The following is a 20,738-nucleotide window of genomic DNA, read 5'->3' as shown; positions in this document are numbered from 1 at the left end:
ATGATGAAGACGGTAGGCGTGATCGGTGCGGGGCAGATGGGCGCGGGCATCGCGCAGGTTTCGGCCCAGGCGGGCTATGCGGTGCTGCTGTCGGACGTCGATCAGGCGCGGGCCGAGGCCGGCAAGGCGGGGATCGCCAGGCAGCTCGCCCGGGCGGTGGAGAAGGAGAAGATCGCCCAGGCCGACGCCGAAGCCGCGCTCGGCCGGATCACCTGTGTCGGCGGCACCGATGGCTTTGCCCCCTGCGACCTCGTCATCGAAGCCGCGACCGAGCGGGAGGCGATCAAGCGCCAGATCTTCGAGAATGTCGGCAAGGTGCTGGGCCCGCAGGCGATCCTGGCCAGCAACACCTCATCGATCCCGATCACTCGCCTCGCCCAGGCCGCGCCCGATGCCGGCCGGTTCATGGGGGTGCATTTCTTCAACCCGGTGCCGGTGATGGGCCTGATCGAGCTGATCCGCGGCCTGGCGACATCGGACGGCACCGTCGCGGCGGTCGAGGCCTTTGGCCAGTCGCTCGGCAAGCGCATCGTCCATGCCAATGACGCGCCGGGCTTCATCGTCAACCGGGTGCTGATGCCGATGCTCAACGAAGCCTGTTTCGCGCTGGGCGAAGGCGTGGCGACGATCCCGGACATCGACGCCGCCTGCCAGCTCGGCCTCAACCATCCGATGGGCCCCTTCACCCTCGCCGACTTCATCGGGCTCGATACCTGTCTCGAGATCACCCGCGTGCTGTTCGAGGGCACGGGCGATCCCAAGTTCCGCCCGGCGCCGCTGCTGGTGAAATATGTCGAAGCCGGCTGGTATGGCCGCAAGACCAAGCGCGGCTTCTACGACTATACGGGCGCGGAGCCGGTGCCGACGCGCTAGGCTGGGAACCCGGACAAGTATCCGTTCTCCACCGTCATCCCGGCGCAAGGCCGGGGTGACGAAGGAAGGACATCGTCCTAAATCTGGGCCTCGACCTCGGCGGCGGCCAGTTCGGCCTGGCGATCGAGCGCCCATCTGGCGAGCGTGTCGAAGGGGATCGCGGCGAGGAAGCCGATCCCCGCCCGGCCGTCATGCGCCCAGCGCACCACGCCGCGCCGCGGATCGAGCCCATGGACCCCCACGGTCACCGCGTCGCCCTCGCGGAGGAAATCGGCCTCGACCTTCACGCCGCCCTGCGACACGTCGATCAGCGTGACGCTCACCCGCATGCCCTCGGCCACCAGGCTCACCGGGCAGGCGATGCGCAGCCGCGGCATGCGCTGGGTCAGCCCCGGCTCGCCATGCACCGGCGCGTGGAGCACTTCGAGCACGTCGATGCGCTCGTCGAACTGCACGCCGATCATCCCGTCCGCCGACCAGGCGATGCGCCCGGAGATCCTGTTGCCCGAGCGGATCTCCACCGTCACCGGCTCGCCGGGCGGCAGGTCGGTATGGAGCTTGCCCATCAGGCCGCCGGGCGAGATGTTGCGGATCAGGCAGAGCGCCTCATAGCCGCCCCACCGCAGCATCGCGGACCGATAGACCGAGATTTTCGAGCGATCGTCGATTCGACGTTCCATGACGGGCACTTCGGGCTGGAAGGAGATTTCAGTGCGGATGTCTGCCTCCGACGGCGTGATGATGGTGACCCGCGGAGAACATGCGTCCGGCAGATGTCTGTAACGTTTCGAAGCCACAACGATCCGTGGTAAATGCGGGCGCGCCGGCCTTCCGGCGGCATCGGCCTGCGGGAAGGCGATTTGCAGGCAGCTCCCCACCCGGCCGAGCGCTTCCTCGCCGGGCGTCGGCGGGGATCGTCGCAGGATACGCAGCGGACGAACGTCCGGGCCCGAAGCAAGCAAACTGGTCACGCAGCACTCCAGCAGGATGCCTGGAGAACGCATATCGGGCGATCGTTCCGCGACGAAGCACGCGGCACGAACGTTCGATGGCGCGCGACCCGCTCTCCATCCGATGTCGGTTGTTATCGCGGGCCCAGCGCGCCCCCGGCGCAGCGTTGTTCCCGCGGATTTACCCGATCTCTACCGAGCGGCCGGTAACCAAAAGGTTAACGCGGCCGGCCCGGATCACGGAAGCAGCAGCCCCGCCAGCGCCGCGCTCATCAGGTTCGCCAGGCTGCCCGCGATCAGCGCGCGGATGCCGAGCTTGGCGATCATCGGCCGCTGGTTCGGCGCCAGGCTGCCCGTCGCCGCCATCTGGATCGCGATCGAGCTGAAATTGGCGAAGCCGCACAGCGCGAAGGTGATGATCGCCCGGGTGCGCGGGGCGAGATCGGTCATCGCGCCCAGATCGATGAAGGCGACGAACTCGTTGAGCACGACCTTGGTGCCGAACAGCCCGCCCGCCGCCGTCGCCTCGTGCCACGAGATGCCGAGCAGGTACATCACCGGCGCGAACACCGTGCCGATGATCTTCTGGAAGCTGAGATTCTGGAAAACCTCCGCCCAGGCGGCATGGCCGCTCAGCTCGTAGATCCAGTTGCCCGCGCCGGCGAGCAGGCCGTTGGCCAGCGCCACCAGCGCGACGAAGGCGAGCACCATCGCCCCCACCGCCACGGCGATCTTCACGCCGGTCGAGGCGCCGGTCGCCGCGGCCATGATGATATTGGCCGCGCGCTCTTCCTCGATATCGTGCTCGGCGATCCGGATCGCCTCGTCCTCGGCCTGGTCGCCGAGCGGCAGCTCGCCATCCTTGGCCGGCGCATCGGGCATGATGATCTTGGCCATCAGCAGGCCGCCCGGGGCCGCCATGAACGAGGCGGCCAGCAGATAGGGGAGCGCCGTCGGCCCCAACAGGCTGGCATAGGCGGCGAGGATCGTGCCGGCGACGCCCGCCATGCCGACGCTCATCACCGCGAAGAGCTGCGAGGGCGTGAGCCGGGCGAGATAGGGGCGGATGACCAGCGGCGATTCGCTCTGGCCGACGAAGATGTTCGCCGCCGCGCACAGCGATTCCACCTTGGTGGTGCCCACCACTTTCTCGATCGCGCCGCCGATCCAGCGGATCACGAACTGCATCACGCCGAGATGATAGAGGATCGACACGAGCGCGGCGAAGAAGATGATCACCGGCAGCGCGGCGATCGCGAAGCTCTGCCCGCCCAGCTCGGGCTTGGCGAGCGGCCCGAACAGGAAACTGGTGCCGGCGCCCGCATAGCCGAGCAGCGCGGAAACGCCGTTGGACAGGCCGTGCAGCGCCGCCTGGCCCCAGCTCGTGCGCAGCACCAGCGCGGCGATTCCCGCCTGCAGCAGGAAGGCGGCACCGACGATGCGCAGGTTGATCGCGCGCTTGTCCGACGAGAGCAGGAAGGCGATGCCGAGGATCGCGACCACGCCGAAGATGCCGATCGGAAACTGATTCAACTGCTTATTCCCCCAAGGCGTACGCCCAAGTCTCCCAGCATACACGCTCGATACGGCATGGCCAGAGGCAGCCGATTCCATTCCCCGCAAGCGCCTTGCCACGGAAGGTCACAAAGTTCGGAACCTCTCGCGTGGGCGCACCCCCGCGCCCGCGCTCGCATATGCTTCGCGTCCCCGCGCGGCGCGAGCAGCCGGCAGGAGATTGCGGAATCGAGATGAGCGGACGTCCGGACCCGGATTAGAACAAATATAGAACAATGTCAAGCCGAATTCATCGCGCGCCGGTGCCGGGGACTTGCGGCGCGGACATTTCCCGCTAGCGTCCGGCCATGGACACTATCCGCATCCCGCGTTCGCTCTTCTTCCTATCGATCTTCTATGGCGGCATGGTCTGCATCGCCGGCGTGCTCGGCAACAAGCAGGTCTCGCTCGGGCCGATCTCGCAGATCGGCAACTGGGTGGGCGTGGGCCCGCTCGCGGTGGAGGCCGGCATCTTCGCCTTCCTGCTGCTCGTCTCGGTCTCCAGCGCGGTCGCCGAGCTGCACGGGCCGGACACCGCGCGGCGGCTGGTGCTGCTCGGCTTCGTGCCGCTGGTCACGTCGGTCCTGCTGTCGATCCTCGTCCTCGGCCTGCCCGCCTCGCCGAGCATGGAGCCCGACCGGCTCCACGCCTTCGAGCTGATGATGGCGGGCACGCCGCGCATCTGGCTGGGCGGGATCATCGCCTATGGCATCTCGCAGATCCTCAACGTCACCATCTTCTCGGCGCTCAAGAGCGGCGGCGGCCGGCTGCTCTGGCTCCGCGCCGCGATCGCTTCGGTGCTGAGCCAGATCGCCGACACGCTGATCTTCATCTCCGTCGCCTTTTACGGCGTGTTCCCGATCGGCGAGCTGCTGGTCGGCCAGATGCTCACCAAGGTGGTGCTGAGCGTCGTGCTGGTGCCGCCGGCCATCTACCTGTTCGTGGCGCTGGGCCGGATGCTCGACGGGCGGCGCGGGCTGAACTGAGGGCCTTTGCAATTCCTCCCCCAGCTTGCTCGGGGAGGAATTTGGAAGCTCAAGCCGAGAACGCGGACAAGTATCTGATTTTCTACCGTCATCCCGGCCCTGCGCCGGGATCCCGCTTCTTCCTGCGCTGACCCCGACCTAAGGCGCCATCCGCAGCGGCTGGGCCTCGCAGAGGATCAGCGCGAACCAGTCGTTCGGATCGGTCCATTCGCGGATCGGCGTCCAGCCGCCGGCGCGCAGCAGCATGCGGGCGCCGTTGCGGCCATATTTGTGGCTGTTCTCGGTATGGATCGTCTCGCCCGCGGCCATCGCGAAGCCGCGCCCCTCGACAGTGAACTCCACGTCGCGCACCGCCTCCAGGTGCATCTCGATCCGGGCGGCATCGTCGTTCCACAAGGCGACATGGCGAAACGCCTCGACCGGGATCGTGCCGCCCAGCTCGCGGTTGATCCGCGCGAGCAGGTTGCGGTTGAACGCCGCGGTGACGCCCTGGGCATCGTCATAAGCCGGGACCAGCACCTCCGCCGGCTTCACCCGGTCCATCCCGATCAGCAGCCGGGCGCCCTCGCCCAGCCAGTCGCGCATCGCGCGCAGCAGGTCGACCGCGTGAAAGGCCTGCATGTTGCCGATCGTCGAGCCCGGGAAGAAGCCGAGCTTGGGCATGCCGGCCACTTGCCCGGGCAGCGGCACGGGGCGCAGGAAATTGGCCTCGACCGGATAGACCGGCAGGCCCGGAAAGGCCTGGCCCAGCTCGGCGGCGGACTGGCGGAGGAAATCGCCCGAAATGTCGATCGGCACATAGGCGGCCGGATCGATGGCGCGCAGCAGCAGCGGCGTCTTCACCGAGGAGCCCGAGCCGAACTCGACCACCGCCGCCCCCCGCGCCGCGAGCGCGCCGAGCTCGGGCCCGGTCTCGCGCAGCAGCGCCGTCTCGGTGCGCGTGGGATAATATTCGGGGAGCCGGGTGATTTCCTCGAACAGCTCGGAACCGCGGCGATCATAGAACCAGCGCGCGGGAATGGCGCGCGGCCGCGCCGCGAGGCCGCTCAACACGTCGGCGCGGAAATGCGGATCGGCCAGGCTGGTCTGGCCGTCTTCAAGTTCCTGCTTCAGCATGATTGGCCGGCCTTTCCAAGCGGTTCGGAATAGAGGTGGCGAAGGGGAATCACAGGTCCTTCGCCAGGCGCACGCCGGTGAACTGCCAGCGCTGATGGGGGTAGAAGAAATTGCGGTAGCTCGCGCGGGAATGGCCGCGCGGCGTGGCGCAGGAGGATCCGCGCAGCACGAACTGGCCGCTCATGAACTTGCCGTTATACTCGCCCACCGCGCCCGCCGCCGGCCGGAAGCCGGGATAGGGGCGATAGGCGCTGCCGGTCCATTCCCAGACATCGCCGAAAAAGGCGGGGCCGCCCGCCGAAGGACGCGGCTCGACCGGGCCGGCGGCGTCGAGCTGGTTGCCGCCGGCCGGATCATGCGCCGCGGCGGCCGCTTCCCATTCGAACTCGGTGGGCAGGCGCGCGCCCGCCCAGCTGGCATAGGCATCCGCCTCGAAGAAGCTGACATGGGTGACCGGCGCGGCGGGATCGACCGGGCGGCGGCCGTCGAGCCCGAACCGGGTCCACACATCCCCCTCCCGCCGCCAGTAGAGCGGCGCCTCCACGCCTTCCTGCTGCACCCAGGCCCAGCCATCGGACAGCCAGTGGCGCGGATCGCGATAGCCGCCATCGGCGATGAAGGCCGCCCATTCGCCATTGGTGACGGTGCGATCGGCAATGGCATGGGGCGCGAGCAGCACCTGGTGGCGGGGCCCCTCGCAATCGAAGGCGAAGCCGCCGTCCGCGGCAGCGGCCATCGGCCCGGCCGGATCGACTCCCACCGCGACCAGCCCCTCCAGCCCCGCGATCCAGCCGATCGGGCCGGGCATCGCCACCGGCACCTTGGGCGCGCCCTGCCAGATGGCGGGCTCGAGCGGGTTGACCGAGAAATGGTGGAGGATGTCGGTGAGCAGCAGCTCCTGATGCTGCTCCTCGTGATGGCAGCCGAGCAGCACCAGGGCCCGGGCCGCCGGCGGAAGATCGGGCAGCGCATCGGCGAGCGCGGCATCGACATGGGCGCGCCAGGCGCGGATCTCGTCCAGCGTGGGGCGCGACAGCATGCCGCGGCGCGGGCGCGCATGGCGCCGGCCCTCCGCCTCGTAATAGCTGTTGAACAGGAAGGGCCAGCGCGCGTCGAACAGCGCATAGCCGGGCACATGGTCGCGCAGCACGAAGGTCTCGAAGAACCAGCTGGTATGCGCGAGGTGCCATTTGGCGGGCGAGGCATCGTCCATCGACTGGATCGTCGCATCGGCATCGGAGAGCGGCCGGACCAGCGCCTCGCTCAGCGCGCGGGTGCGGAGGAACTTCGCGCCCAGGGCGCTGGAAGCCGGCGCGGATCCCGTTTCCGTTCGCATTATGTTCTCCTAGTCCAACTGGCCTCCGCCCGTCAACCGGAGAAGATATAGGTCAGCGGGACGCCCCCGGTACCCATAGAACGTCGCCGGCCTCGCTTTGGTTCACTGCGCGGGCGGCGACGAAGAGCAGGTCGGACAGGCGGTTGAGATAGGAAAGCGGCAGCCCGCCCGCGCCGGCGGCGACCGCGGCGCGCTCGGCCCGGCGAGTGACGGCGCGGGCGAGGTGGAGCTCGGGCGCGCCCGGGGCGCCGGCGGGCAGCACGAAGCTGGTCAGCGGCGCGAGCGCCGAGTTGATGTGGTCGATCCGCTCCTCGAGCCAGGTCACCTGGGCCGGGGTGATGCGCAGCGCGCCCTCGATCCCGTCCGGGGTGGCGAGATCGGCGCCGAGGTCGAACAGGTCGTTCTGGATATGCGCGAGCATGCCGCCGAACGCATGATGGCCGAGCGTGGCGCGGGCGACGCCGATCGCGCAATTCGCCTCGTCGACATCGCCGATCGCCGCCATGCGCGCATCGGCCTTGGAAATGCGCGAGCCGTCGACCAGGCCGGTGGTGCCGTCGTCGCCGGTGCGGGTGTAGATCTTGTTGAGCTTGACCATGGGGCGGGGTTTACGCCGCGCGCCGGCCGAATTCTACGCTGCCTTCGACTTCAGCAGCAGCACGCCGAAGCCGATGAAGATCGTGCCGGTCAGCCGGTTGAACCATTTCTTGAGCGCGGGCCGGGCAAGATGGCGGGCGAGACCCCGCCCGCCCAGCGCATAGACGGCGTACCAGAAGCACTCGACCACCGCGAAGGTGAGCACCAGGATCGCGAACTGGGGCGGCTTGGGCGCGGCGGCGCTGACGAACTGGGGGAAGAAGGCGGCCGCGAACAGCAGCGCCTTGGGATTGGAGATGCTGATCGCGAAGCCGCCGCGGAAGAGCTGGGCCGGGCCGAGGCGCCTGTCGGCGAGCGCGGCGTCGTCGCCGATATCGAGCGGGGTCGGATCGGCCCGCCAGGCCTTGATGCCGAGCCAGACGAGATAGGCGGTGCCGAGCCAGCGCAGCACCTCGAACGCGCCGGGGATGGCGAGCAGCAGCGCGGTGAGGCCGGCGGCGGAAGCGGTGAGGATCGTCATCAGCCCGGCCAGGCAGCCGGCCATCGCCGCCACGGTCCGCCGCACGCCGAAATCGACGCTGCGCTGGAGGATATGGAGCATGTTGGGGCCGGGCGTTCCCGAGAGCAGGAACACGGCCATGACGAACAGCCACCAGGTCTGGAGAGTCATCGCGGAAGCCTTCGCGATCGGGGGTCTTGGAAAGGGGCCCGCCGGCCCCGGCGCGTCAGCCCTTGGCCGACATGACGAACAGGATGATCGCGGCCACCGCGATCGCCACCGCCTGGAGCAGGATGCGTTGCTGCATCAGCTTCTGCGACTTGAGCGCGCGCGGGCTCGGGCCGTCGCCATGCCCCTCCAGGTCCTGGCTGGTGGTGCCCGCCATGTTCACCAGCCCCTTGATGAGGACGAACAGAGTCGCGAACATCGCGGCGACGAGCAGGATGGCGAGGAAGAACATCCCGCCAGCTTACGCCCCCGCGGCGGCGATGCCAACCGGCAGTTGCCCCGCGCGCAATCGCTCGGCGAGCGCGCGGCCGTCCTCGCCGGCCAGCCGCATCGCCTCCAGGCTCGGCGCGCCGTGCCGCTTGGCCAGGCGAGTGCCGTCGGGGCCGGCCAGGAGCGGGTGATGGCGATATTCGGGCGTCGGCAGGCCGAGCAGCGCCTGGAGCAGGCGGTGGACATGGGTGGCCGCGAACAGGTCCACGCCGCGCACGACATGGGTGATGCCCTGGGCGGCGTCGTCGACGGTGACGGCGAGATGATAGCTGGCGGGCGCGTCCTTGCGGGCGAGGACGACGTCGCCCGCGGCGGCGGGATCGGCGCGGACGCGGCCGGCATGGGCATCGTGCCACCAGAGAGCCTCTCCGTCGGGGAGGATCCCGATGGCCCTCGCCATGTCGAGCCGCCAGCAATGCGGCCGGGAGAGGTCCGGCGCTTCCAGCCCGCGGCAGGTGCCGGGATAGAGCGCGCCTTCCGGCCCGTGCGGCGCCGATGCGCTGGCGGCGATGTCGGCGCGGGTGCAGAAACAGGGATAGAGCAGGCCCGCCGCGCGCAACCGGTCGAGCGCTTCCGCATAGAGATGCAGCCGCCGGGACTGCCAGGTCAGCTCGCCGTCCCAGCCCAGGCCGAGCCATTCCAGGTCCCGCAATATCGCGTCGACATGCTCGGGCCGCGAGCGGGTGCCGTCGATATCCTCGATGCGCAGCGTGAAGCGCCCGCCATGTTGCCGCGCATAGTCGTGCGCCTGGATCGCCGACCAGGCATGGCCGAGATGCAGCCGCCCCGTCGGGCTCGGCGCGAAACGCGTGTGGATAACCATCAAACCGGCCCTTGACCGCGAGTCGCGGCATATGCTGTCATCAGCGCGTCACGCTTCTCGGCGAGAGGCGGGGCACCATAGTTTGGGCGAGGGAGCGCATGTATCATCCCGATCTGATCCGCCATCCGGACAGCTGCCCCGCCCTTGTGCTCAATGCGGACTATACGCCCCTGAGCTATTATCCGCTGAGCGTGTGGCCCTGGCAGACGGCGGTCAAGGCGCTGTTCCTCGAACGGGTGGACGTCGTCTCCTATTACGAACGGGAAGTGCGAAGTCCCAGCGCGAGGCTGAAGCTCCCTTCGGTCATCGCGCTCAAACAATATGTGAAGCCTTCGCAATTCCCCGCCTTCACGCGCTTCAATCTCTTCCTTCGCGACAAATTCTCCTGCCAATATTGCGGCAGCCATCGCGACCTCACCTTCGACCATGTCATTCCCCGCGCCCAGGGCGGGCGCACCACCTGGGAAAATGTCGCCACCGCCTGCGCGCCGTGCAACCTCAAAAAGGGCGGGCGCACTCCCCAGCAGGCCGCGATGCCCCTCTATCTCCAGCCGATCCGGCCGACCAGCTGGCAGCTCCAGGAGCATGGCCGGCGCTTCCCGCCCAACTACCTGCACGACACCTGGCGCGACTGGCTCTACTGGGACGTGGAGCTGCTGGCCTAGGTTGAGGACTCATATTCTTCCTTCGTCACCCCGGCCTTGCGCCGGGATCCCGCTTCTTCTTTCGCGGGCAAGGCAGCGGGACCCCGGCTCAAGGCCGGGGTGACGAAGTTGGTGGGGCACGCTAGCATTCCCGCAACAAGGTCTTGCGGGGAATAGAGATATGAGCGGCTTCACCATCGACCGGCGCACGGCGCTGGCGCTTTCGCTGGGCGGCGCCGCCACGGTCGCCTTTCCGCGGCTGGCCCTTGCCGCCGCGCTCGACGAGGCGGCGGTCGACGCGATCGTCCGGCCCTTCATGGCCGCGTTCGAGACGCCGGGCATCGCCGTGGCGATCGTCCGCCCCGGCGCGCCCGCGTTCGTGAAGGGCTATGGCGTGCGCACGCTCGGCAAGCCCGGCGCGGTGGACGCGCATACCCGCTTCGGCATCGCCTCGCACTCCAAGGCCTTCACCGCCGCCGCGCTGGCGCTGCTCGTCGACGCGGGCAAGCTCGGCTGGGAAGACCCGGTGGTGCAGCACCTGCCGGAGTTCCGCATGTCCGATCCCGCCGTCACCGGGATGATGACGGTGCGCGACCTGCTCGTGCACCGCTCCGGACTGCCCCTGGGCGCCGGCGACCTGATGTTCTTCCCCGCCGGCACCCATGTCGCCGCGGACGTGCTCAAGGCGCTGCCCTATCTGAAGCCGGCGCGCGGCTTCCGGGCCGGCTATGACTATGACAACATCCTCTACATCGTCGCCGGCCTGCTGATCGAGCGGGTGGCGGGCATGGCCTGGGACAAGTTCGTCGAGGCGCGGCTGTTCGTGCCGCTCGGCATGGCCGACGCGGTGGGATCGCGCCAGTCGCTCCGGACCGACAATGTCGCCGGCCGGCACGCCCGGCTGGGGCCGCCGGTGCGCGGGATCGGCAAGCTCGAAGTGGTCCAGCCCGACGAGGGCCCGATGGTCGACGCCGCGGGCGGGATCAACGCCAGCATCAGCGACATGGCGAAATGGCTGCAGGTGCAGCTGGCCCAGGGCAAGCTGCCCGACGGCAAGCAGCTCTGGTCGCCCGAACAGGCCAAGGAGATGTGGAAGCCGCAGACCATCACCGCGGCGAGCGACGGGCCGACCGACACCAATCCGGCGCGGCCGGTGCTCGCCGCCTATGCGCTCGGCTGGTTCGTGCAGGACTATCGCGGCATGCGGATGATCCAGCACAGCGGCGGCCTGTCCGGCCAGGTGACCTATTCGGGGATGCTGCCATCGCGCGGCATCGGCGTCTCGGTGCTGAGCAATGTCGAGGAAAGCGTCTCCGCCGCGATCCGCAACGCGATCCTCGACCGGCTGATCGACGCGCCGGCGTTCGACTGGGTGGCGAGCTACCGCACCCGCCAGAAGGCAGCGCAGGACGAGGCGCTGGCGAGCGTCGAGGGCGGCGTGGACAAGGCGCCGGCCGGCGGCCCCTCGCTGCCGCTCGCCGCCTATGCCGGGCGCTATCGCGACCCCTGGTACGGCGATGTGGTGGTGGGCCAGAAGGGCGGCAGGCTGTGGATCGACTTCGTGCCGACCCCCGTCTTCAAGAGCGCGCTCGAGCCCTGGGGGCCGGACGCCTTCCGCACCCGCTTCGCCAAGGATGCCGGCGAGGACGCCGTGGTCAGCTTCGAGATCAGGGACGGCAAGGTGGCCGGCGTGACGATGAAGCCGCTCTCGCCGCTCGCCGACTTCAGCTATGACTATCAGCACCTCGCCTTCGTGCCGGTGCCGTAATCAACTGTATTATTGTAGTAATACAGATGCTGCGCTAAAAGGACCGCATGCGAGCGGCGGAATCGACGACTGATGGCTGACGGGAACGATCCGAGGAACGTCCGTTTTCCGCTGCGCCGGTCCGGCGACGATTTCGAGCCTGCGCCCGCTCCGGCGGCCAGGCCGGAGCCGCGCGCCTGGCGGCCGCCATCGCTCGAGGGAATCGTGGGCGACGCGCTCAGGCGGGTGCGGCCGCAACGGCAGGAGCCGCCGCTCGAGCTGTCCGGCGGCATGCCTCCGCCCGGAGACTATGCCCCGCGCTGGCGCCGCGCCGCGCGATCGGCCTGCCCTCGGCGGAGAGCAAGGTGATCGCCGAGCCGGTGGACGCGACGAAGCTGCCCGCGCATGTCCGCAACGCGTTCGTCGGGATCGAGGACCGGCGCTTCTACAGCCATTGGGGCGTCGATCCGCGCGGCATCCTGCGCGCGTTCGTGCACAACGTCACTCAGAGCGGCGGCTCGCAGGGCGGCAGCACGATCACCCAGCAGCTCGCCAAGAACGCCTTTCTCAATTCGCAGCGCACCTTCGGCCGCAAGGCGCAGGAAGTGCTGATCGCCTTCTGGCTCGAGGCGTGGCTGAGCAAGGACGAGATTCTCTCGCGCTATCTCTCCAACGTCTATTTCGGCGACAATGTGTACGGCCTGCGCGCCGCTGCGCGGCATTATTTCAGCACCGAGCCCGAGGACCTGACCCTCAGCCAGGCGACGCTGCTGGCCGGGCTGGTGCAGGCGCCTTCGCGGCTCGCCCCCACCGGCAACCTGAAGGGCGCGCGCGAGCGGCAGAAGCTGGTGATCGGCGCGATGGTCGACGCCGGCCTGATCACCAAGGGCCGGGCGGCGGCGATCCGCCCGGCGGTGCTCAACGTCACCCGGTCCAGGGACGACTTGCCCAACGGCACCTATTTCGCCGACTGGGTGCTGCCCCAGGCCCGCGACCGGGCCGGCGGGGTCGGCACCGAACAGACGGTGCAGACGACGCTCGAGCTCGCCGCGCAGCAGGCCGCCGAGCGGGCGGTGCGCGGCGCGGGGCTGAAGAAGTCGCAGATCGCGATCGTCGCGATGCATCCCGATGGCCGGGTGATCGCGATGGTGGGCGGGAAGAGCTATGGCGAGAGCCCGTTCAACCGCGCCACCCAGGCGCGGCGCCAGCCGGGATCGACCTTCAAGCTGTTCGTCTATCTGGCGGCGCTGCGCAGCGGCATGGACCCCGACACGATCGTCGACGACAGCCCGGTGCAGATCGGCGACTGGAAGCCCGAGAATTCGCATGGCAGCTATGCCGGCAGGATCACGCTGCGCCAGGCCTTCGCCAAATCCTCCAACGTCGTCGCCGCGCGGCTGACCCAGAAGCTGGGCGTGCGCGAAGTGACGCGCGCGGCGCGCGACCTGGGCATCTCCACGCCGATCGGCGACGACGCCTCGATCGCGCTCGGCACTTCCACCGTGTCGCTGCTCGAGCTGACCGCCGCCTATGCCGCGGTGGCCAACGGCGCCTATCCGGTGCGGCCGCAGGGCCTGAGCGACGACGAGGCGGCGAGCGACTGGCTGGCCAAGCGGCTGGGCGGCCCCACCCGCTTCAACGGGCGCCAGCTCGACGACCTGCGCAGCCTGCTCGGCACGGTGGTGGAGGACGGCACCGGGCGCGGCGCGGCGCTGCCGATCCCGACCTATGGCAAGACCGGCACCACCCAGGACAATCGCGACGCGCTGTTCATCGGCTATGCCGGGGGCATCGTCTGCGGCGTGTGGCTGGGCAATGACGACAATTCGCCCAATCCCGGCCTGTCGGGCAGCGGCCTGCCCGCGCGCGTGTGGCGCGACTTCATGACCCGCGCGCTCGACCTGCGCATCCCGCCGCCCGAGCCGACGACCGAGCCCGACGGCAACGACGTGACGCTGGGCGACGTGCTGAACGGCGTGGGCGACTTCATCCAGGGGACGGGGATCGAGACCCAGGTGGTGCCGCAGGGCGTCGACCCCGACGCGCAGGGCGAGCCGCCGATCGACGCGCCCCGCCCCCCGCGCCGCGACCGGGGGCCGGACGGGTCGCCGCCGCCGCCCGATCGCTTCCGCCCGGACGATCGGCGCGGCGAGGAGCGCTGACCGGCACGGGACGGTCCGCGCCGGCCTCCTGACGCGCGTGGCCATGCATCTCCGGGGACGGCCGCGCGCATCAGGGCGCGACTGCCTGCCGCGCCAGCAGCCGCTCGAGGATGGCCGCGAAACCGGGCGGCGCCTCCTCCATCGGATAATGGCCGCAGTTGCGGACCGTCTCCACGGCGAGATCCGCGTACCAGCGCCCGAACAACGGCGCCATGGCCGCGGCATCCAGGCCGGGATCGCGATCGCCGAGGATCAGATTGGCCTGCGTCGCCGCCCCTGCCAGCTTCGCGGAGAAATCGGTTCGGAACAGATCGAAATAGGCCATCTTGACCTCCGCTCCCGAAGCCGCGCGGCTGCGCTTCCGCTTGGCCTCGATCCATCCGTCCGCGAGCGGGCCTGACAGGAATCGCATCAGCCGGCGAAAGGCATCGTCGTTGCCGGCGGTCGCGGCAAAGAATGCCAGCGCGTCATCGTCCGCGGGCGATCCGCTGGCCGGCAGCGGGCAGACGGCGGTAAGGCTGGCGACCCGCTCGGGCGCGAGCATGGCGGCGCATTGCGCGATCATCGCGGACAGCGAGTGCCCGACAAGATGGAAACGCCGCCAGCCCAGCCCGTCGCCCAGGGCGAGGATCGCGCGCGCCAGCTGCTCCACGCCGGCGGGCACGGGGTGATCGCGAGACGCGCCATAGCCGGGCAGATCGGCAAAGCCGTACTGGAAGCTTTCGCGGTCGAGATAGGGCAATATGGGATCGTAGGTCGTGCGATCCCCGTGCCAGTCGTGCAGCACGATGACCTTCCGCGGGCCATGGCCGACCGAATTATGGGCGAGAAACGGGGAACTTGGGTAGCGGCGCATCTGAGATCTCCCTTGGCATCGTGCCGAAAGAATCTCAGCCGCCTTCCCGGCCGCCGATATGCGGCGCGGCTCGCATGCGGGATCGGGGAAGTCAATCGCAAGGACGCCTGCAATCCCGTTGTTGACGTTGCGGCGGACCCCCAGCATGGACCTCTCCCATGCGCTTCTTCTCCGACAACGCCGCCGCCGTCTGCCCCCAGGTGCTCGCCGCGCTGGGAAGCGTGAACCGGCTCGACACCGCCTATGACGGCGACCAATGGTCGCAGGCGCTCGACGGCGCCTTTTCGGACCTGTTCGGCACGCAAGTACGCGCGCTGTGGGTGCCCACCGGCACCGCGGCGAACAGCCTCGCCCTGGCGGCGCTCTGCCCGCCTTATGGCGGGGTGGTCTGCCACCGCGAGGCGCATATCAATGTCGACGAGTGCGGCGCGCCCGAATTCTACACGCACGGCGCCAAGCTGCTGGCCGGCGAGGGCCCTGGCTCCAAGCTGACGCCCGAGGCGATCCGCGCGGTGATCGATCCGATCCGTCCGGACGTGCACCAGGTGCAGCCGCACGCGATCTCGATCACCAACGCGACCGAATATGGCCTGGCCTATACGCCCGAGGAAGTGGCGGCGATCGGCGCGCTGGCAAGGGAACGCAAGCTCGGGCTGCACATGGACGGGGCGCGCTTCGCCAATGCCGTCGCGCATCTCGGCTGCCATCCCGGCGACGTGACCTGGCGCGCCGGCGTCGACGCGCTGAGCTTCGGCTTCGTCAAGAATGGCGGGATGAGTGCCGAGGCGCTGATCTTCTTCCGGCCGGAGCTGGCCGAGGCGACGCTCTATCGCCGCAAGCGGGCGGGGCTGCTCTTCTCCAAGGGCCGCTATCTGGCCGCGCAGATCCTGGCCATGCTGGAGGACGACCTGTGGCTGAAGAACGCCCGCGCGGCCAATGCCGGCGCGCAGCTGCTCGCCCGGGCGGCGGGGGAGCGGCTGGTCTATCCGGTCGAGGCCAATGAAGTGTTCCTCAAGGTGCGCGCCGAGGAAGCGGCGAGGCTGCGCGCGCTCGGCTTCGATTTCTACGACTGGGGCGTAGGAGAGGCGCGGCTCGTGATCTCCTGGGACCAGGCCGAGGAAGCGATACGGCCGCTGGCCGACGCGATTGCGGGGTTGTGAGGATGGGCCCTCCCCAATTCCTCCCCCAGACGAGCCCGGGGAGGAGCTGATGGCCGCCTCCCCCCAATCCGCCCGGCTTTCCGTCCTGGTCCCCTTCGCGATCGTCACGCTGATCTGGGGATCGACCTGGATCGTGATCCGCGACCAGCTCTCGGTGGTGCCGCCGAGCTGGTCGGTCACCTATCGCTTCGCGGTGGCCGGGGTGACCATGCTCGCCTGGGCGGCGCTGCGCGGCGACGGGCTGCGGCTCGATGCGCGGGGCGTGCGCTTCGCGGTGCTGCTCGGGCTCGCGCAGTTCGTGTTCAACTTCAACTTCGTCTATCGCGCCGAACAGCACATCACCTCGGGCGTGGTGGCGGTGGTCTATGCATTGCTGCTGGTGCCCAATGCGGTGCTGGCGCGGATCTTCCTGGGGCAGAAGATGGGGCGCCAGCTGCTCATCGGCTCGGGAATCGCGATGGCGGGCGTCGCCCTGCTGTTCCTGCACGAAGCGCGGCTGAGCCCGGTGGGGCCGGCACAGGCGCTGCTCGGCATCGCCATCGCGCTGGCCGGCGTGCTGTGCGCCTCGATCGCCAACATCATGCAGGCGACCGATACGGCCAAGGCCTATCCGATGGCGACCATGCTCGGCTGGGCGATGCTGAGCGGAGCGGCGATCGACGGGCTGTTCGCGCTCGCCACAGCCGGGCCGCCGGCATTCGACCCCCGGCCCAGCTATGCGGGCGGCATCCTCTATCTCGGCGTGCTGGGATCGGCGCTGACCTTCAGCATCTATTTCCGGCTGATCCGCACGATCGGCCCGGCCAAGGCGGCCTATACCAGCGTGCTGATCCCGGTGATCGCGATGCTCTTCTCGACGCTGTTCGAAGGCTATCGCTGGTCCGCGCTGGCGGAGGGCGGCGCGGGGCTGGTGCTCGCCGGACTGGTGGTGGCGCTGAGGGCGCGCAGGCCCAACCGGTAATCGGCATGGCGCGGGCGCCAGCCCAGCACCCGCTTCGCCTTGCCGTTCGCGACGCGGCGATTCTCGGCATAAAAGGCGCGCGCCCGGGGACTCAGCCCCGCCGCCTCCAGCGGGACGGCCGGCGGAACCGGTAGCCCGAGCAGCGCGCAGCCATAGGCGACGACATCGCTCTGCGGGGCCGGGAGATCGTCGGCCAGGTTATAGGCACCAGGCGGCCCGGCAAGGCCGGCGATCACGCCCTCGACCAGGTCGTCGACATGGATGCGGCTGAACACCTGGCCGGGCAGGTCGATCCGCGGCGCGGTGCCGGCGCGGATGCGGTCGAGCGGGGAGCGGCCGGGGCCATAGATGCCCGGCAGGCGGAACACATGCGCGCCGGCAAGCGCCAGCCAGGCCGCGTCCGCCCGTGCCCGCGCGGTGCGGCGGCCGGTGCCCATGGGCGCCGTCTCGTCGACCCAGGCGCCGCCGGTGTCGCCATAGACGCCGGTCGAGGAAAGATAGCCGATCCAGGCGCCCGCGGCCGCGATCTGGCTGCCATAGGTCGCGAGGACGGGGTCTTCCTCACCCGGCGGAACGGTGGAGAGGATGTGCGTGGCGCGGGCGATGTCGCCCGCGCGGCCAGCGAAGCTCTCGCGAGTGACGGTGGCGATTTCCGCCCGGCCGGCGAGCCGGGCGATCAGGCGGGTGGCGGCATAGCCGGGGCCGAAGATCAGCAGCCGCATCTGGCTTCCCCTCCCTTCGAAGGAGGGGAGCAAGGATCACTGCGCGCCATATCCACCGAACTGGACCCCGAAGAAATCGCCCTTGTTCCAGCGCGGCCGCGCGGGCGCGTCGGTGAGCGCGCGGGCGACGGCATAGTTCAGCCGCATATATTTGGCGGCCGAATTCCAGTCGAACGGCAGGTCGATCTGGTCCGAGGGCTTGTGATAATTCTCCGCGAGGAACTTCTTCTGCGCCTCTGCGCCCTGCCCGCCCGGGCCGGTATCGATCGACACCGCCGGAATGCCCGACTTCACGAAGCTGTAGTGATCCGAGCGGACGAAGAACATCTCCTCCGGGCTCGGATCGGGGACGACGGCCAGCCCCTCGGTCGCGGCCGCCGCGGCGATCGCCGGGCCGAGGCTGGAGCGCTCGCCCCCCAGCGCGACGACATCGACCAGCGGATAGGTCAGGATCGGCATGTCCATGTTGACGTCGGCGACCAGCCCCGCCTTCGGGACCGGCGGATAATGGACGAGATAGTCCGAGCCGAGCAGGCCCTTCTCCTCCCCTGACAATGCCACGAACAGCATCGAGCGCCGGGGCTTCTCGCCCGAGGCGACGAACTTGCGCGCGACCTCGAGCATGGTCGAGACGCCGATCGCATTGTCCATGGCGCCATTGTAGATGCGGTCGCCATTGACCGCATCCCCCATGCCGACATGATCGAGATGGGCGGAGAGAACGACATATTCGGCCTTCAGCGCCGGATCGCCGCCCGGGATCAGCCCGACCACGTTGCGCGTCGCCTGCGTCACCAGCTTGGTCTTGCTCGCGACCCGGAGCGTGCCGAGCAGCGTCCCGGTGGGAATCCTCGAGCCCCGGCGCTGGGCGGCGAGCACGTCCGCCCAGCGGATCTTCGCGCCCTGGAACAGCTTCTCCGCGCCGGCCGGGCCGACATAGCCAACCGGCGGTGCGCCCGCCGCGATCGCGAAGGCAGTGCCGTCGGGGCGGGCCCAGGTGGTGCGCCCATAATCATAATAGGGAACGATCGCCTCGAACGGGATCTGCTCGCGCTGGGCGAGCGATTCGAGCACGATCACCGCCACCGCGCCCTTTTGCTGCGCGATCGCCGCCTTCTGCTCGTCGTCGCCGAAATGCGCCTCGACTTCGTTGGGCAGCCCCTGGGGCACGCCGGGAAGGATCGCGACGATCTTCCCCTTCACGTCGAGCCCCTTGTAATCGTCGCGCCGCCCCTCGGGATAGACGATGCCATAGCCCGCGAAGACGATGCCGCCTTCGGCCTTGAAATCGGGCGTGGCCGGCGCCGGCGTGTTGACATAGTCGATGCCGAACTGGAGCGGGATCTCCATCGCGCCGCGCACCAGGCTCCACTTCGCCTTTTCGGCCGGCTTGTACGAGACCAGCTTGAACGGCTGGAACCAGCTTCCCGCCGCGCCGGGCGCCAGGCCGATCGCGAGCATCTGCGCCGCCACATATTCGGCCGCCACGTCATAGTCACGCGTTCCCGCCTCGCGCCCGCGCAGGACATCGGCGGCAAGGAACTGGACATGCGCCTTCAGCGCCGCCTGGTCGGGCGGAAGCGGGGCCCCGGCCTGCGGCGCGGTCTGCGCCTGGGCGAGCGGCGCGGCGAACAGCGCCGCCACCGCCAGGAGGAAGCGTTGGAAGATCACTTTTCCGAAGACCCCTGGGCCATCGGCCCCTTGTAGAGCGTGCCGAAGAAATCGCCCTTGTTCCACACCGGCTTCTGATCGGCATCGGCGATGGCGCGGGCGATCGCATAGTTGAGGCTGACGAAGCGCAACCCCTGCTTCCAGTCGATCAGCCCCACTTCGTCCGAAGGCTGGTGATAATGCTTGTCGAGGAACTCCTTGGTCGCCGCCGCGCCCGGGCCGCCGGGCCCGAGATCGAGCGAGACCGCCGGGATGCCCGCCTTGACGAAGCTGTAGTGATCCGAGCGGACGAACGAGGCTTCCTCGGGCGTGGGATCGGGGACGAGCTTGACGCCCTCGGCCGCGGCGGCCGCCTCGACCAGCTTGCCCAGGGTGCTGCGATCCGCGCCATAGGCGACCAGATCGACAAAGTCATAGGTCAGGATCGGCATGTCGAGATTGACGTCGGCGACAATCGATCCCTTGGGCACGGTGGGGTTGGCGGCGAAATATTCGGAGCCGACCAGGCCCTTCTCCTCCGCCGTCACCGCGACGAACAGGATCGAGCGGCGCGGCGCCTTGCCCGAAGCCTGGAAGCGCCGGGCGACCTCCAGCATCGCGGCGGTGCCGACGGCATTGTCCATCGCGCCGTTATAGATGGTGTCGCCCTTCGCATCGGGCTTGCCCACGCCGACATGATCGAGATGGGCGGAGAGGACAACATATTCGCCCGCCTTGTCGGTACCCGGCAGCACGCCGGCGACATTGTTGCTGGTGAGCGTGCGGATCGCGGTGTTGGCGGTGCCGGTGGCGGTTACGTCCAGCGCGCCGGTCGGCAGTTTCCGGTCCGCCTTGTCGGCCGCGAGCACGGCCTCCCACTGGATCTTCGAACCGGCGAACAGCTTGGCGGCGCCTTCGAAGCCGACATAGGCGAAGGGCGGTGCGCCGGCGCCGGCTTCGGAGCCGGCCCAGGTCATCGCCTCGCTTTGCGCATAGCCGACGCTGACGGAGAACGGAAAGATCGCGTGGCGGGCATTGCCTTCGATCAGGATGACGCCGACGGCGCCGTGGCGGGCGGCCACCGCCGCCTGCTGCTCGGGCTGGCCGGAATGCGCGCGAATGTCGCTCGGCAGGTCGTGCGGCGAATCGCGCAGCACCGCGACGATCGCGCCCTTGGTCTTGAGGCCCTTATACTCGGCCTCGCTGCCATAGCCGACAAAGACCACCGGCCCCGACACCGCGACCTTGGGGTTCGACGGCACCGCGCGGGCGACATAGTCCTTGCCCCAGACCAGCGCAGTCTCGACGCCGCCGCGGTTGAGCGACAGCGTGCCATGATCGGCCGATTTATAGGCGACCAGCGGCACCGGCTGGAGCCAGCCGCCGCCCGCGCCCGCGGGCTTGAGCCCCGCCGCGAGCATCTGTGCCGCGACATATTGCTCGGCGATGGCCAGCTCGGGCGAGCCGGTGTCGCGGCCCTTCATCGCATCGGAGGCGAGGAACTGGACATGCGCCTTCAGCGCCGCCGCGTCCTTGCCGAGATCCTGGGCGAAGGCGGGCGCCGCCGCGAGCAGGGTCGCGGCCAGGAGGAATGCGCGCTTCAT

19 protein-coding genes are annotated in these 20,738 nt (G+C 69.3%); 7 read left to right on the top strand and 12 right to left on the bottom strand.

Features of this window, described 5'->3' with window-relative positions; all coding sequences use genetic code 11:
• The first annotated feature begins 3 nt into the window (after positions 1-3).
• The gene (locus tag OMP43_RS15805; RefSeq protein WP_280280485.1) at positions 4-873 is read left to right on the top strand and encodes a 3-hydroxyacyl-CoA dehydrogenase NAD-binding domain-containing protein; all 870 of its coding nucleotides are present in this window, start codon (positions 4-6) and stop codon (positions 871-873) included.
• A gap of 77 nt (positions 874-950) precedes the next feature.
• Here the strand turns inward: OMP43_RS15805 and OMP43_RS15800 are convergent, their stop codons facing one another.
• Positions 951-1,553, bottom strand: coding sequence for a PilZ domain-containing protein (locus OMP43_RS15800; protein ID WP_280280484.1), 603 nt, complete (start codon positions 1,551-1,553; stop codon positions 951-953).
• 507 nt (positions 1,554-2,060) lie between these two features.
• Positions 2,061-3,356, bottom strand: coding sequence for a nucleoside transporter C-terminal domain-containing protein (locus OMP43_RS15795; protein ID WP_280280483.1), 1,296 nt, complete (start codon positions 3,354-3,356; stop codon positions 2,061-2,063).
• A gap of 329 nt (positions 3,357-3,685) precedes the next feature.
• On the opposite strand from OMP43_RS15795, the gene OMP43_RS15790 reads away from it, so the two are divergent.
• Entirely contained in the window at positions 3,686-4,363 is a 678-nt protein-coding gene (locus OMP43_RS15790) for a queuosine precursor transporter (protein ID WP_280280482.1), read from the top strand.
• A gap of 138 nt (positions 4,364-4,501) precedes the next feature.
• Here the strand turns inward: OMP43_RS15790 and egtD are convergent, their stop codons facing one another.
• The 6 genes from egtD to gluQRS are packed head-to-tail and all read right to left on the bottom strand — an operon-like array spanning position 4,502 to position 9,232.
• The gene (gene egtD / locus OMP43_RS15785; RefSeq protein ID WP_280280481.1) at positions 4,502-5,479 is read right to left on the bottom strand and encodes an L-histidine N(alpha)-methyltransferase; all 978 of its coding nucleotides are present in this window, start codon (positions 5,477-5,479) and stop codon (positions 4,502-4,504) included.
• Between the two features lie 49 nt (positions 5,480-5,528).
• Complete coding sequence (gene egtB, locus OMP43_RS15780; protein WP_280280479.1) at positions 5,529-6,815, bottom strand: ergothioneine biosynthesis protein EgtB; 1,287 nt, start codon at positions 6,813-6,815, stop codon at positions 5,529-5,531.
• Between the two features lie 52 nt (positions 6,816-6,867).
• The gene (locus tag OMP43_RS15775; RefSeq protein WP_280280478.1) at positions 6,868-7,413 is read right to left on the bottom strand and encodes a cob(I)yrinic acid a,c-diamide adenosyltransferase; all 546 of its coding nucleotides are present in this window, start codon (positions 7,411-7,413) and stop codon (positions 6,868-6,870) included.
• A gap of 33 nt (positions 7,414-7,446) precedes the next feature.
• A complete protein-coding gene (locus tag OMP43_RS15770; protein WP_280280477.1) occupies positions 7,447-8,082 on the bottom strand; it encodes a LysE family translocator in 636 nt (211 codons plus the stop codon).
• A 55-nt stretch (positions 8,083-8,137) separates the two neighbouring features.
• The gene (locus tag OMP43_RS15765; protein ID WP_086127450.1) at positions 8,138-8,371 is read right to left on the bottom strand and encodes a twin transmembrane helix small protein; all 234 of its coding nucleotides are present in this window, start codon (positions 8,369-8,371) and stop codon (positions 8,138-8,140) included.
• A gap of 9 nt (positions 8,372-8,380) precedes the next feature.
• Positions 8,381-9,232 (bottom strand): tRNA glutamyl-Q(34) synthetase GluQRS, encoded by an 852-nt coding sequence (gluQRS, locus tag OMP43_RS15760; protein WP_280280476.1) that lies wholly within the window; start codon positions 9,230-9,232, stop codon positions 8,381-8,383.
• A gap of 98 nt (positions 9,233-9,330) precedes the next feature.
• On the opposite strand from gluQRS, the gene OMP43_RS15755 reads away from it, so the two are divergent.
• The 3 genes from OMP43_RS15755 to OMP43_RS15745 all read left to right on the top strand — a co-directional run bounded on the left by OMP43_RS15755 (position 9,331) and on the right by OMP43_RS15745 (position 13,785).
• Positions 9,331-9,897, top strand: a complete 567-nt coding sequence (locus OMP43_RS15755) for an HNH endonuclease (protein WP_280280475.1) — start codon at positions 9,331-9,333, stop codon at positions 9,895-9,897.
• Positions 9,898-10,057: 160 nt separating this feature from the next.
• Complete coding sequence (locus OMP43_RS15750; RefSeq protein ID WP_280280474.1) at positions 10,058-11,644, top strand: serine hydrolase; 1,587 nt, start codon at positions 10,058-10,060, stop codon at positions 11,642-11,644.
• Between the two features lie 344 nt (positions 11,645-11,988).
• Positions 11,989-13,785: a PBP1A family penicillin-binding protein gene (locus tag OMP43_RS15745; protein WP_280280473.1), complete on the top strand. Its 1,797-nt coding sequence runs from the start codon at positions 11,989-11,991 to the stop codon at positions 13,783-13,785.
• Positions 13,786-13,855: 70 nt separating this feature from the next.
• Here the strand turns inward: OMP43_RS15745 and OMP43_RS15740 are convergent, their stop codons facing one another.
• A complete protein-coding gene (locus OMP43_RS15740; protein WP_280280472.1) occupies positions 13,856-14,641 on the bottom strand; it encodes an alpha/beta hydrolase in 786 nt (261 codons plus the stop codon).
• A 158-nt stretch (positions 14,642-14,799) separates the two neighbouring features.
• On the opposite strand from OMP43_RS15740, the gene OMP43_RS15735 reads away from it, so the two are divergent.
• Positions 14,800-15,801, top strand: a complete 1,002-nt coding sequence (locus OMP43_RS15735; RefSeq protein WP_280280470.1) for a beta-eliminating lyase-related protein — start codon at positions 14,800-14,802, stop codon at positions 15,799-15,801.
• Positions 15,802-15,850: 49 nt separating this feature from the next.
• Positions 15,851-16,762 carry an EamA family transporter gene (locus tag OMP43_RS15730; protein ID WP_280280469.1) on the top strand — a complete coding sequence of 304 codons (912 nt, stop codon included), beginning with the start codon at positions 15,851-15,853 and terminating at the stop codon, positions 16,760-16,762.
• On the opposite strand, the gene OMP43_RS15725 is transcribed toward OMP43_RS15730, so the two are convergent.
• Genes OMP43_RS15725 through OMP43_RS15715 form a run of 3 tightly spaced genes read right to left on the bottom strand, consistent with a single transcriptional unit; the run spans position 16,672 to position 20,738 of the window.
• The gene (locus tag OMP43_RS15725; protein WP_280280468.1) at positions 16,672-17,484 is read right to left on the bottom strand and encodes an NAD(P)-dependent oxidoreductase; all 813 of its coding nucleotides are present in this window, start codon (positions 17,482-17,484) and stop codon (positions 16,672-16,674) included. The two genes, OMP43_RS15730 and OMP43_RS15725, sit on opposite strands and share 91 nt — an antisense overlap.
• A gap of 36 nt (positions 17,485-17,520) precedes the next feature.
• The gene (locus tag OMP43_RS15720; RefSeq protein WP_280280467.1) at positions 17,521-19,155 is read right to left on the bottom strand and encodes a M28 family metallopeptidase; all 1,635 of its coding nucleotides are present in this window, start codon (positions 19,153-19,155) and stop codon (positions 17,521-17,523) included.
• Positions 19,152-20,738 (bottom strand): M20/M25/M40 family metallo-hydrolase, encoded by a 1,587-nt coding sequence (locus OMP43_RS15715; RefSeq protein WP_280280465.1) that lies wholly within the window; start codon positions 20,736-20,738, stop codon positions 19,152-19,154. Before OMP43_RS15715 ends, OMP43_RS15720 begins: the two co-directional genes overlap by 4 nt.

This window comes from Sphingomonas sp. CBMAI 2297, assembly GCF_029870595.1.
GTDB lineage: Bacteria > Pseudomonadota > Alphaproteobacteria > Sphingomonadales > Sphingomonadaceae > Sphingomonas.
This window is presented reverse-complemented; position numbering and strand designations above follow the sequence as displayed.

Bases quoted from the DNA above. Each gene is read 5' to 3' on its own strand.
- OMP43_RS15805 (WP_280280485.1), top strand. From the start codon at position 4: ATGAAGACGGTAGGCGTGATCGGTGCGGGGCAGATGGGCGCGGGCATC.
- OMP43_RS15800 (WP_280280484.1), bottom strand. From the start codon at position 1,553: ATGGAACGTCGAATCGACGATCGCTCGAAAATCTCGGTCTATCGGTCC.
- OMP43_RS15790 (WP_280280482.1), top strand. From the start codon at position 3,686: ATGGACACTATCCGCATCCCGCGTTCGCTCTTCTTCCTATCGATCTTC.
- egtD (WP_280280481.1), bottom strand. From the start codon at position 5,479: ATGCTGAAGCAGGAACTTGAAGACGGCCAGACCAGCCTGGCCGATCCG.
- egtB (WP_280280479.1), bottom strand. From the start codon at position 6,815: ATGCGAACGGAAACGGGATCCGCGCCGGCTTCCAGCGCCCTGGGCGCG.
- OMP43_RS15775 (WP_280280478.1), bottom strand. From the start codon at position 7,413: ATGGTCAAGCTCAACAAGATCTACACCCGCACCGGCGACGACGGCACC.
- OMP43_RS15770 (WP_280280477.1), bottom strand. From the start codon at position 8,082: ATGACTCTCCAGACCTGGTGGCTGTTCGTCATGGCCGTGTTCCTGCTC.
- OMP43_RS15765 (WP_086127450.1), bottom strand. From the start codon at position 8,371: ATGTTCTTCCTCGCCATCCTGCTCGTCGCCGCGATGTTCGCGACTCTG.
- gluQRS (WP_280280476.1), bottom strand. From the start codon at position 9,232: ATGGTTATCCACACGCGTTTCGCGCCGAGCCCGACGGGGCGGCTGCAT.
- OMP43_RS15755 (WP_280280475.1), top strand. From the start codon at position 9,331: ATGTATCATCCCGATCTGATCCGCCATCCGGACAGCTGCCCCGCCCTT.
- OMP43_RS15750 (WP_280280474.1), top strand. From the start codon at position 10,058: ATGAGCGGCTTCACCATCGACCGGCGCACGGCGCTGGCGCTTTCGCTG.
- OMP43_RS15740 (WP_280280472.1), bottom strand. From the start codon at position 14,641: ATGCGCCGCTACCCAAGTTCCCCGTTTCTCGCCCATAATTCGGTCGGC.
- OMP43_RS15735 (WP_280280470.1), top strand. From the start codon at position 14,800: ATGCGCTTCTTCTCCGACAACGCCGCCGCCGTCTGCCCCCAGGTGCTC.
- OMP43_RS15730 (WP_280280469.1), top strand. From the start codon at position 15,851: ATGGCCGCCTCCCCCCAATCCGCCCGGCTTTCCGTCCTGGTCCCCTTC.
- OMP43_RS15725 (WP_280280468.1), bottom strand. From the start codon at position 17,484: ATGCGGCTGCTGATCTTCGGCCCCGGCTATGCCGCCACCCGCCTGATC.
- OMP43_RS15715 (WP_280280465.1), bottom strand. From the start codon at position 20,738: ATGAAGCGCGCATTCCTCCTGGCCGCGACCCTGCTCGCGGCGGCGCCC.